This is a genomic window from Streptococcus cristatus (assembly GCF_003943505.1).
GTDB classification, from domain to species: Bacteria; Bacillota; Bacilli; order Lactobacillales; family Streptococcaceae; genus Streptococcus; species Streptococcus cristatus_E.
The window spans coordinates 64,185-75,448 of record NZ_RJPS01000002.1 but is presented as its reverse complement, the minus strand read 5'-3'; the positions used below and the strand labels follow the sequence as shown (position 1 = coordinate 75,448).

Here is an 11,264-nt window from a genome sequence, read left to right as displayed (position 1 = left end):
AAGGCAGGCAGTGACTTTCCTCTTTGAAATACATCTCTGAAATCTGCCTCATTTGCCTAAAATGTCCTTTGTATATAAGAAGGTGACATAAAGAACGACAGACAAAGCTATCAAGACCTCAAAAGCAAGCAGAATTTGCCCTGCTAGACCGAAATTTAATACATTTAAAGACTGCTTCAAGGCCACAGCCGAAATAACCAAGGGGAAGGTAAAGGCCGAAAAGCCTGCTGAAAAAGGACGATTGATCAAACGAGGCAATTGCCACAAAATAAAAGCATATAAGCATTGTCCTGAAATCAAGAGCAAGCTCAATAAGACAGGATTTGGCTGAGAAAAAGTAGCTACATAAGCCGCTGTCACCAAGGAAATAGGCGCACAAATCGTTGTCGTATTTGGACGAACATTCTCTGCTAAGCCAATTTTATAGGTCTTATAAAGGACGATTGGCAAGACCAAGATGGTCGCTAAAAGGCCGTACCAAAAGACCAGCTGCCCCAAAGCTAACTGCTGAGGAATTGCAATTGTCAGAGGAGCGACACCAATCCCGACAAATAAGACCGTCCAAGCGGGAAAAACATTCTCCCACTTGAAAGGGAAGACAAAGGTCAGGATATAATAGACCATCAAGAAAACCAACCCGCCAAAGCTTAGCCACCACAGCACTTGCGCACTAATTCGGGCAAAATTTCCCAAAAAAGTCCAGCTCGCTAGATAGGTCGAAGCCACCATTCCCTGCATGAAAAAAGTCGGGAAGACCGAGGCCACTAGCGCTTGACCTAGTTGCTCTTTGACTTGCTTGGTATGCGTCAGCATTCCCATCACTAGATGGAGGAAAAACAAGAATGCCAGACTTGCTAAAAGATAGCGCAAGAACTGACTGACATCACCGACTAAATTTCCCAAGGCTAGTAAGCCCAGCACCAAGCCCGCCTGAACCAAGTATGGCTCTTTTTTCTTTATCATCAATAGATCTCCTAACCTTAAAAGCTCTTTTCTTCGAAAGATAATTCTTCTATTTTCTCTTTAAATAAACTGCTTCCGATTTTCGTTTAAAGCCTAATCTTTCATATAGCCTCAGGGCACCTGTATTTTGAGCTTCTACGACGATTTGGCAGACTTGTCCATTGCAGCTAGCAAGGTCATTCAAGATAGACCTGACTAGGTGACTCCCCAGTCCCTGTCCCTGAAAAGCCTGATCCACAGCTAAGGCGAACAGATGATTACTTCCAAAACTTGTATCCACTGAGCAAGACGCTACGATTTGACCGTCTTTTTTCAGGACATAGAGCAGACTATCTGGGCTCTCCAGCGCTTGACTGGCATAGTGAAGCGCAGTATCCATGGGCATTTCAAAAATCTGCGACTGAAACGCTGCAATCTCCGCAACCATTTCTTTTTTCCCAAGTAAGACTTCCACTCCTTCTTTTTCTTCTTGAGGGAAAGTCCCCGCCGCCTGCTCCAGCCAGATTTCCGTCTCTTTCAAATCATAGTCAAACTTCTCAGCAAAGGTCGGATGGTCTGCTAAAAACTTGACTTCACTGATGTATTCGATTTGGGATAAATCGTATTTCTCTGCAATTTTGGAAAATTCCTGTAAAAGGGCGCTCGCTATGTCCTGTCTGCGATAGTCAGGCAATACGTAGACAGATACCTCTGCTTGACCCGGCTCATCCGCATAAACCGATAAAAAACCAACCGTTTGATGATCTAGATTGGCCAGAAAAAAAGCTGGCATATCCCCATCAAAATTATAGGCATTATCCAGATAAGGAAGTCGATAAGTCCCATCTGTAACGTGACAGCTTTGAACCAGCTCAAAAAGCTGATCCTTGATTTCCTGACTGGGCTGGCTATAAATCCTAATTTCCATCATTCTCCCTCACAAACTTGTATCCATAACGAATATACTACGTACTATCCTACTCCAACTCGCTCAGATACTCATAGCGCTCATACTTTTCAAGAAGCTGCTCATTCTTGTCATCCAGCTCCTTCTGAAGTTCCGATAGCTTGGTAAAGTCCGATCCGTTCTGCTCCATTTCCGCCTCAATGGTGGCGATACGTGCCTCCAGCTCCTCGATATCCGCCTCGATGGTCTCCCACTCTTGCTTTTCAAAGTAGCTCATCCGCTTCTTCTGTTCCCGCGCCTTGGCTGGCTTTTCCTTTTCTTTCTTTTGGGAAATGGCTGCGCTGGATTGTCTAAAAGCCTTTTCATCCAGATAGTCCGTGTAGTTGCCAAAGAACTCTCGGACCTGTCCATCCTCAAAAGCTAAAATCTTGCTGGCTACCTTATCTAGGAAATACCGATCGTGGCTAACTGTGATCACCGGCCCTGCAAAGCCCTGCAGGAAATTTTCTAGAACTGTCAAGGTTGCGATATCCAAATCATTGGTCGGCTCGTCCAGAAGCAGGACATTGGGCTTTTCTAGTAAAAGCTTGAGCAAGTAAAGCCGCTTCTTTTCTCCACCAGACAACTTCTCAATCAAAGTGCCGTGGCTTGAGCGAGGAAAGAGAAACTGCTCCAATAGCTCAGCAATGGATGTCGTCCCGCTACCACTCTTAACCTCTTCCGCCACTTCTTGCAAGTAATTGATGACCCGCTTGGACTCATCCAAGCCTTCAATCTGTTGAGAGAAATAAGCTACTCGGACTGTCTCGCCAATTATGACCTGACCAGACTGAGGCTGCAACTGACCAGCAATTAGGTTAAGCAGAGTAGACTTACCCACTCCATTATCTCCGACAATGCCCAGTCGATCTTTATTTTGCAGCAGGAGATTGAAATGCGACAAAATCTGCTTGTCTCCGTATGCAAAATCCACATCCTGAAACTCGATAACCTTCTTCCCAATACGACTGGTTTCAAAGTTCATCTCTAAGTCCGTCTGATTGGTCTGACCAGCCAAATCACTTTTAAGATCATGGAAACGATTGATACGTGCCTGCTGCTTGGTCGCTCGCGCCTGAGGCTGACGGCGCATCCAAGATAACTCCTGCTTGTAAAGCTGCTGTTTCTTGTGGAGCAGGGCAGCATCGCGCTCATCCTGCTCAGCCTTGAGCCGGACATAGTCCTGATAGTTGCCCTGATACTCTATCAAGTTTCCACCGTCCAATTCAAAAATCCGCGTGGAAATATTGTCCAAAAAATAGCGGTCGTGGGTGATAAAGAGGACCGTCTTCTTTGAGTTCTTCAGGAAATTTGTCAGCCATTCAATCGTATCAATATCCAGATGGTTGGTCGGCTCATCCAACAACAGCAAGTCCGCTTCTGAAAGTAGGACCTGCGCCAACTGCACCCGCCGGCGTAGACCACCAGAAAGCTGGCTGATTTTTGCTGCCAAATCTGAGATACCGAGCTTGGATAGGACGGTTTTTACCTGACTTTCAATCTCCCAAGCATGCAACGAATCCATTTCTGCCATGACCTTGTCTAGACGAGCTTGCTTGGCTTCATCATAAGCTGCCATGAGCAGTTCGTATTCTCGAATGAGCTGCATTTCTCGCAAATCGCTGGACAAAACAGTATCCAAGACTGTCTTCTCTTCATCGAAGTCTGGTTCCTGAGTTAAATAGGAGATTTTATAGTCAGATTTTGCTGAAAAAGGATATACATCACCATCAAAGCCTGATTTGCCAGACAAGACATCCAAAAGAGTGGTTTTTCCTGTCCCATTGACTCCAATTAGTCCAATCCGATCCAAGTCGTGAACGATAAAAGAAATCTCTTGAAAGACGGTCTTATCCCCAACAGACTTGGTCAGCTTTTCAACGATAAAGTCACTCATCCAACTTGCTCCTTAATAAAGTTCATAATCTCTTCCTTGCTATTTGCCAATTCTCCGTCGACAATGGCCAATTCAATTTTAGTCAGGATTTGTCCCAATTCTGGTCCGGGTTTAAAGCCATAATCTCGGATCAAATGACTGCCCGTCACCACAATCTCATGTTTGTCATGAATGGTCAGAGCAGCATGTGTTGATTCGACGGCCTCAAACTCAACCGGTAAGCCTGCTGCCTGTCTCAAACTTTCTGCCTGCAGAATCAAATCCAAATCATACTGATAGCAATCACGCTTAGAAAGACTCCGCTCCTGCCGAATCTCATAAACAGCTACCAGCTGATTCACTCGCTTTTGAAAGTCATTGGACGTTTTCCAATGCTTCAAGAACTTCCGAACATCTTTTACTTTCAAAGCCAGCAAAAGCGCAGCCCAAGCCTGCTCGGAACTAGCAAATTGAAAATCTTCTTCTAAACCGTCTAGTAGTTCCTGCAAAGCTTCTGCTGAATCTTTCATATCAGGAAGAAAGTCGTAGGCAGCAGCGTTGATCAGGCTCTCTAGACCTTTTCTCCAGAAAGGTGCCATCAGGAGCTTGTCAAACTCGATAAAAATCCGCTCTACCGATATCTTCTCCAAAAGCGGCGCACAATCTGCCATAGCCTGAAAGGTCAAGTCTTCCAAATCAAAGTCTAAACCAGCCTGAAAACGGAAGCCCCGCATGATTCGAAGGGCATCTTCATTGAAACGCTCTGCAGCTACTCCGACTGCCCGCAGAGTACGATTTTTCATATCTGCCAAACCGTTAAAGAGGTCCACAATCTCTCCCTCTTGGTTTAAAGCAAGAGCATTGATTGTAAAATCCCTGCGCTTCAAGTCTTCTTCCAAAGAGCGCACAAAAGAGACCTGACTAGGCCTGCGGTAGTCCACATAGACATCCTCGGTCCGAAAGGTCGTTATCTCGTATTCCCCCTGGCCTTCCAAGACCAGCACTGTTCCATGCTCAATGCCGACATCAACTGTCCGAGGAAAGATTGTTTTGATCTCCTCGGGATAGGCCGAGCTGGCAATATCCACATCGTGAATCGGCCGATTCAACAGAGCATCTCGTACAGAACCGCCGACAAAATAAGCCTCAAAACCAGCCTCTTTAATCTTCTCTAATACTGGCAAAGCCTCCTGAAACTCAGAAGGCATCTTCTCTAATCTCATAGTAAATGTTCCAATCCATAGACCAATTCAGAGCGCTTGACTACCTCTTTGATACCCAGATTTACCCCAGTCATAAAGGAAACCCGGTCATAGGAGTCATGCCGCAAAGTCAGTCCTTCTCCTTGACTACCAAAGATAACTTCCTGATGGGCCACCAAGCCAGGCAAACGCACTGAGTGAATCCGCATGCCGTCAAAGGCTGCCCCACGGGCACCAGCCAAGGATTCTTCCTCATCAGCTGCTCCCTGCTGCTTGCTCGTCCGAACTTTGCTGATCAATTCAGCTGTCTTGATAGCCGTACCGCTTGGTGCATCTTTTTTATTGTCATGATGCAGTTCAATAATTTCCACATCTGGAAAATACTTGGCTGCTTGGGCTGCAAATTGCATAATCAAAACGGCTCCCAGAGCAAAATTCGGGGCAATCAATCCACCAAGACTCTTTTGACGCGATAGTTGGGTCAATTCTTCAATCTGCTCAGGCGTAAAACCAGTCGTTCCGACCACCGGAGCAAAGCCATTCTCAAGAGCGAAGCGAGTATTTTCATAAGCCACTTTGGGAGTCGTAAAGTCAATCCAGACATCTGCTTGAAGGCCTGCAAGTTCTTCTTTGGTATTGAAAACTGGAACTCCCGCCACTTCCTTTTCATCTGTAAAAGGATCCAGCAGTCCAACTAATTCTAGTTCAGGATCTTCTGTTACCATCTTATAGGCTGCTTGTCCCATCTTTCCCTTGAAACCAGCAATAATGACTTTTATACTCATCTAGAACCTCTCTCTATTCTTGACTAACCGCTCTGCAAAACTCTAGACCAGCGGAATGTAGGCTAAAGCGACACTACCCTCGCCCAAGTGAGTTCCAATCACACTACCAAAGGTAGCAAGAGGAATATCGTTCGCTATACCAGCCTCTATAAGCTGCTGGCGTAAGCTTTCCGCCTTCTCTTCAGCATTCCCATGAATCACCATGACCTGATAAGAAGCAGAGGCAGTTTTTTCCTCCACTACTTCAATCAATCTCTTGGTCGCCTTCTTTTCCGTCCGAATCTTTTCAAAGACTTCAATGACACCTGCATCGTTAAAATACAGAATCGGCTTGATACTTAGGAGATTTCCTAAAATAGCTGCGCCATTGGACAAGCGACCGCCCTTAACCAGATGATTGAGATCGTCAACCATGATAAAGGCGCTGGTTCCATCAATTTGCTGCTGAATCTTGATCAAAATCTCTTCAAAATCCTGTCCTTCAGCAGCCCAAGTCAAAGCATTTTCAACCATGAGCCCCAGCGGAGCACTGGTGATTTTTGAATCAGGAAAGGCGATTTTCAAATCAGGAAACTCATCCTTGAGATACTGGATATTTTGATAAAATCCTGAAATCCCACTGGATAAAAAGAGCCCTAGTACATGCGTGTAATCCTCGCTGGCAAGGCGCGTCAACGTCTCCTCCAACTCTGCCACACTAGGCTGGCTTGTCTTTGGCAATTCATCTGCAGCAGCCATTTTCTCATAAAACTCACTAGCTGTCAGATTTTTTCCTTCTACATAAGTCTCTCCAGCAATCACTACTGGAATATCGAGCACACAAAGATGGTCATTTCCACGAAGGCTATCCGGTAAAAAAGCGGACGAATCCGTTATAACCGCTAATTTCATCATTAGAACTCCAAATTAATACCTGGTAAATCTAGCGCAATCTCAGTNACTTCATAAGTCAANCGATTGAGCATNGTCAAGCAAGGACGCGCCAATTCTTCCACTTCTTCATGNTCAAANTCACTAGGTTCCTNNACCAAACGTCCTTGAATATGATTTGTCTGCGTAATCGTTCCACTGATCACAAAACGATCAAACACAATCATAAAAGTCAAAATCACAATCATGGATGTTGAATTCTTTTCTTCATTTCTTTCAATCAGCTGAAAATTCACGTCAACTTTTGTTTCTGGTGTTCCATTTTCTTTTTCCCATTCAAAATTGCGTGCATCAAAATGATACTGGCTGACAAATTCTTGTTCACGTTGTAATTCCATTACTATTCTCCTAAAAATATACGATAGTCCATTATAACATAATTTGATGTATCTTTCTAGCGATAATTGTTTTCAGAACTCTATTAGATAGGAGATGGTGACGAATTATCACAAAGTCTGAAACTGATTTTGGGCGTAATTTTTCCATACTTCCAAATACTCACTTGTCTCGCCTGCTTCTCTACGCTTAAAGAATAGATTAAACAAAAATCCAACAAAGCCTGGATAAGATTGTATTCTTACCAATTGGCAGGTCGAAGAAGTCAAAGGAACCACTTGACAATTTAAAATCGAATGTAGAAGAGAATGTCTCGCATGTATCTCAATCCAAAAGTTTTCCTCTTTGACCTCGCTTATTTCGCAAGCCATTTTTATCCCTTCTTTTGTCACAACATCGTATTTTCTTCCTTCGTAGAAAAAGTCTTCTCCGCCTTCAAAGTAAATGGCTTGATTTGTTGACAAACTAGGGAGCCATCTATCCATCATTTTCAATGCTTCCCAAGCAATGTCTGCTTTCATATTCACAACTAACTTATCTGTATATGTTTTCATAATCTTATCCCATCTATTCAAATTATGGCAAAAAGAACCTTGACAAACCATCAAGATTCTTTCGCGTCGGTTTTATTTTTCCAGTGGTTTACGCAAATATCCGAAAAGAATACCGCTGACAACTGCACCAATCAAGACATACACAAGGTAAAGGATTGGGTTGTTAGTCAAACCGATGACAAAGATTCCTCCGTGAGGAGCCATAAGTTTGATGCCAGATAGACCGACAAGTGCACCTGTAAGAGCTGAACCTACGATAAAGCTTGGAATTGCACGGGCTGGGTCAGCAGCTCCAAATGGAATCGCACCTTCTGTGATGAAGGAAAGACCCATAACGATATTTGTCAAACCTGAATCACGTTCTTCAGTAGTAAATTTATCTTTGAAAAGCAGAGTTGCCACGAATACTGCAAGCGGTGGAACCATTCCGGCTGCCATAACCGCTGCCATGACTGGAGAACCACCAGTTGAGACAGTGCTTGCCAGCGTACTTGTACCAAATACATAGGCTGCTTTGTTGACTGGTCCACCCATATCGACTGCCATCATACCACCGACTAAGAGACCGAGGAGGACAGCAGAGCTTCCGCTCAGACTAGCAAGGAAATCGTTGAGGGCTGTATTTATTGCTGACATAGGGATATTGACTGCCAGCATAAGGAATCCAGTCACAAGAACACCAAGAAGTGGCAAGAGCAAGATGGAGCGAATACCTTCAAGTGAGCGAGGCAGACCTGCAAGTAATTTGCGAAGTACTAAAATCACACCACCAGCTAAGAATCCACCGACTAGAGCTCCAAGGAAACCAGATGATACACCCGCTAGAGAGAGTGTCTTCTCACCACCTGCAGCATAGGCAACACCACCAAATGATGCGCCACTGCTAGCAATTGCACCGGCTACGAAACCAGAAACCAAACCAGGCTTTTCAGCGATTGAATAAGCGATATAACCAGCCAATACTGGCAACATGAAGCCAAAGGCTGCACCACCAATTGCCTTAAATTGAGCCGCAATTTCATGATAGCTTCCCAGATTAGAAAGCTGATCCTTTGGCACACCTAAGATCTGATCCAACAAGAAGGCAATGGCAATCATGATTCCGCCGCCAATAACGAATGGCAACATTTGAGAAACACCGCTCATCAAGTGCTTGTAAAAAGCTCCACCCAAGCTAAGTTTTTCATTGCTGCTAGCTACTGCAGCGCCACCATTAGCAGCCTTATAAACTTCAGCATTGCCAGAAAGAGCCAGATTGATCAGTTCTTCTGTCTTGCGGATGCCGTCTGCAACTGGACGACTGATTAAAGGTTTGCCATCAAAACGATCCATTTCAACAGCCTTGTCTGCTGCGATGATGACTGCTTTAGCTTTTTTGATGTCTTCTGCTGTCAGTTTGTTGCCAACACCGCTAGCACCATTAGTTTCAACCTTAATGCCAACTCCCATTTCAGCAGCTACTTTTTGAAGGGCTTCTTGAGCCATGTAAGTGTGGGCAATCCCTGTTGTACAAGCTGTAACAGCTACGAGGAAGTCACCAGATTCGTTGGCAGGAGCAACAGTTGCCGGTTCAGCTGCCTTTTCAGACGCTTGGTCAAAAAGAGCAATAACTTCGTCTGGTGAAGATACTTTGCGCAATTTGTCTGCAAAACCGTCTTTCATCAAGTATTGAGACAGTTCTGCCAAGGCTGCCAAGTGAGTATCATTGGCACCTTCTGGAGCAGCAATCATGAAGAAGAGGTCTGTTGGTTGCCCATCCAAACTTTCATAGTCAACACCCTTGTTTGACTTGGCAAAGAGAACTGTTGCTTCTTTGACAGCAGAGTTCTTGCTGTGCGGCATAGCAATCCCCTCACCCAAACCAGTTGAAGTCAAGGCTTCACGCGCCAAAATGCCTTCTTTAAAGGTTTCAAAATCTGTCACATAACCGTGATCGACCAGGCTTTTAATCATCTCTTCGATGACGGCTGTTTTTTCAGTTGCTTGCAAATCCAGCAACATGACATCTTTTCTCAATAGGTCTTGAATTTTCATCGTTTTTCTACCTCAACTTTTTCATATGTTTCTTTAATAAATTCCGCTGTTGCCAAGTCATCCGAGAAGGTGGTTGCTGTTCCACAAGCCACTCCCCATTTGAAGGCTTCTACTGCATCTTTGGATTTGACAAACTCACCTGTAAATCCGGCAACCATAGAGTCGCCAGCTCCTACTGAATTTTTCACTGTTCCTTTGATTGGTTTAGCGAAGTAAGCTCCCTCGGATGTTACCAAAAGGGCACCGTCCCCAGCCATAGAAATAATGACGTTTTGAGCACCCTTAGCCAGTAATTCTCGTGCGTATTTCTCGATTTCATCAAGGCTTTCAAGCTTGACTCCAAAGATAGCTCCAAGTTCGTGATTATTTGGTTTAACCAAAAGTGGCTGGTAGTCTAAACTATCAATCAAGGTCTGTCCTTCAAAGTCACAAACCACTTGCGCACCAGTCTTGCGTGTCAATGCAATCAGATCTTTGTAGATAACATTGCCTAGGTTCTTAGCACTCGAACCCGCAAACACAACTGTATCTTCTGCTGTCAAACTAGATAAAATAGCTTTCAATTCTTCTAACTGAGCTGGTTCGACAGTTGGACCCGTTCCGTTGATTTCTGTTTCTTGGTCGGCTTTAATCTTGACATTGATACGAGTATCTTCTGCTACTTGGACAAAGCGTGTCTCGATTTCTTCCTCTGCCAATGTATCTGTGATAAATTTACCAGTAAAGCCTCCGATAAATCCAGTCGCTGTGTTTGGAATATCCAAGCGCTTCAAAACACGGCTGACATTGATTCCTTTCCCACCAGCAAATTTATCATCACTATCCATACGATTGACACTGCCAACTTGGACTTGATCCAAGCGAACGATATAGTCAATGGATGGATTGAGTGTGACTGTATAAATCATGCTTCTATTACCTCCGTTTTTTCTTTAATCTTTTGAATCACTTCAGATTCAGTTTGGTTTGTAATAAGCCTTGCGCGCGATATCGGGGCCACTTTTGCAAAAGATGTCTGACCTAACTTTGAGGCATCAGCCAAAACATAAGTTCTCTTAGCATTTTCAAGAATAGCGCGTTTCACCGCTCCTTCTTCCATATCCGGAGTCGTGAAAAATCCATCGTCGATTCCATTCATTCCGATAAAAGCCTTGTCAAAATTCAGCTGACCGATTTGATTTAGAGCGACACCACCGATACTGGCATCTGTCGAACGTTTCACGATACCACCAATGATCACAGTGGGAATGTTGCGCTCCACCAACTTAGTCGCATGATGGATAGAGTTGGTCACCACCGTCACGCTCGGATCGTGCAATTCATTGACTAAGAGTTCATTGGTCGTCCCTGCATCAATAAAAATGACATCGTATTCTTGAATCAAGCTCGCTGCTTTCTGAGCAATCCTGGTTTTTTCTTGAATGTTTTTGATAGATTTTTCTTGGTTGCTTTCTTCCTCCTGCAAGAAGTGAAGACTCTCAGCACCACCATGTACACGCCTCAACTTCCGCTCGCTTTCAAGCTCATCTAAATCTCTTCTAACAGTTGATTCTGAAGTGTCTAAAGCTTTTACTAGATACTCTAAAGAAACAAATTTATCTTTCATAACTTTCTCGAGAATCAGCTGCTTTCTTTTCGACTTCAGCATAGAACACCTCC

At 44.2% G+C, this 11,264-nt stretch carries 11 protein-coding genes; all 11 read right to left on the bottom strand.

Features of this window, described 5'->3' with window-relative positions:
- Window positions 1-48: 48 nt before the first annotated feature.
- Complete coding sequence (locus D8792_RS02380) at window positions 49-963, bottom strand: TDT family transporter (RefSeq protein ID WP_125372732.1); 915 nt, start codon at window positions 961-963, stop codon at window positions 49-51.
- 49 nt (window positions 964-1,012) lie between these two features.
- Window positions 1,013-1,870: a GNAT family N-acetyltransferase gene (locus D8792_RS02375; RefSeq protein ID WP_125372897.1), complete on the bottom strand. Its 858-nt coding sequence runs from the start codon at window positions 1,868-1,870 to the stop codon at window positions 1,013-1,015.
- 49 nt (window positions 1,871-1,919) lie between these two features.
- Window positions 1,920-3,785: an ABC-F family ATP-binding cassette domain-containing protein gene (locus D8792_RS02370; RefSeq protein ID WP_125372731.1), complete on the bottom strand. Its 1,866-nt coding sequence runs from the start codon at window positions 3,783-3,785 to the stop codon at window positions 1,920-1,922.
- The gene (locus D8792_RS02365) at window positions 3,782-4,987 is read right to left on the bottom strand and encodes a CCA tRNA nucleotidyltransferase (protein WP_125372730.1); all 1,206 of its coding nucleotides are present in this window, start codon (window positions 4,985-4,987) and stop codon (window positions 3,782-3,784) included. Before D8792_RS02365 ends, D8792_RS02370 begins: the two co-directional genes overlap by 4 nt.
- Window positions 4,984-5,751, bottom strand: a complete 768-nt coding sequence (gene dapB, locus D8792_RS02360; protein WP_125372729.1) for a 4-hydroxy-tetrahydrodipicolinate reductase — start codon at window positions 5,749-5,751, stop codon at window positions 4,984-4,986. The genes D8792_RS02365 and dapB overlap by 4 nt, the downstream gene beginning before the upstream one ends.
- A 42-nt stretch (window positions 5,752-5,793) precedes the next feature.
- Window positions 5,794-6,642, bottom strand: a complete 849-nt coding sequence (gene fakB / locus D8792_RS02355; protein ID WP_125372896.1) for a fatty acid kinase binding subunit FakB — start codon at window positions 6,640-6,642, stop codon at window positions 5,794-5,796.
- 2 nt (window positions 6,643-6,644) lie between these two features.
- The gene (locus tag D8792_RS02350; RefSeq protein ID WP_125372728.1) at window positions 6,645-7,019 is read right to left on the bottom strand and encodes a DUF1149 family protein; all 375 of its coding nucleotides are present in this window, start codon (window positions 7,017-7,019) and stop codon (window positions 6,645-6,647) included.
- A 108-nt stretch (window positions 7,020-7,127) separates the two neighbouring features.
- The gene (locus tag D8792_RS02345; RefSeq protein ID WP_260470157.1) at window positions 7,128-7,571 is read right to left on the bottom strand and encodes a hypothetical protein; all 444 of its coding nucleotides are present in this window, start codon (window positions 7,569-7,571) and stop codon (window positions 7,128-7,130) included.
- 72 nt (window positions 7,572-7,643) lie between these two features.
- Complete coding sequence (locus D8792_RS02340) at window positions 7,644-9,605, bottom strand: PTS fructose transporter subunit IIABC (RefSeq protein WP_125372726.1); 1,962 nt, start codon at window positions 9,603-9,605, stop codon at window positions 7,644-7,646.
- A complete protein-coding gene (gene pfkB, locus D8792_RS02335; RefSeq protein WP_125372725.1) occupies window positions 9,602-10,513 on the bottom strand; it encodes a 1-phosphofructokinase in 912 nt (303 codons plus the stop codon). Before pfkB ends, D8792_RS02340 begins: the two co-directional genes overlap by 4 nt.
- Window positions 10,510-11,253, bottom strand: coding sequence for a DeoR/GlpR family DNA-binding transcription regulator (locus tag D8792_RS02330; RefSeq protein WP_125372724.1), 744 nt, complete (start codon window positions 11,251-11,253; stop codon window positions 10,510-10,512). The genes pfkB and D8792_RS02330 overlap by 4 nt, the downstream gene beginning before the upstream one ends.
- Window positions 11,254-11,264 lie beyond the last annotated feature (11 nt).

Bases quoted from the DNA above. Each gene is read 5' to 3' on its own strand.
- D8792_RS02330 (WP_125372724.1), bottom strand. From the start codon at position 11,253: ATGCTGAAGTCGAAAAGAAAGCAGCTGATTCTCGAGAAAGTTATGAAA.
- D8792_RS02365 (WP_125372730.1), bottom strand. From the start codon at position 4,987: ATGAGATTAGAGAAGATGCCTTCTGAGTTTCAGGAGGCTTTGCCAGTA.
- pfkB (WP_125372725.1), bottom strand. From the start codon at position 10,513: ATGATTTATACAGTCACACTCAATCCATCCATTGACTATATCGTTCGC.
- fakB (WP_125372896.1), bottom strand. From the start codon at position 6,642: ATGAAATTAGCGGTTATAACGGATTCGTCCGCTTTTTTACCGGATAGC.
- dapB (WP_125372729.1), bottom strand. From the start codon at position 5,751: ATGAGTATAAAAGTCATTATTGCTGGTTTCAAGGGAAAGATGGGACAA.
- D8792_RS02345 (WP_260470157.1), bottom strand. From the start codon at position 7,571: ATGAAAACATATACAGATAAGTTAGTTGTGAATATGAAAGCAGACATT.
- D8792_RS02375 (WP_125372897.1), bottom strand. From the start codon at position 1,870: ATGGAAATTAGGATTTATAGCCAGCCCAGTCAGGAAATCAAGGATCAG.
- D8792_RS02370 (WP_125372731.1), bottom strand. From the start codon at position 3,785: ATGAGTGACTTTATCGTTGAAAAGCTGACCAAGTCTGTTGGGGATAAG.
- D8792_RS02380 (WP_125372732.1), bottom strand. From the start codon at position 963: ATGATAAAGAAAAAAGAGCCATACTTGGTTCAGGCGGGCTTGGTGCTG.
- D8792_RS02340 (WP_125372726.1), bottom strand. From the start codon at position 9,605: ATGAAAATTCAAGACCTATTGAGAAAAGATGTCATGTTGCTGGATTTG.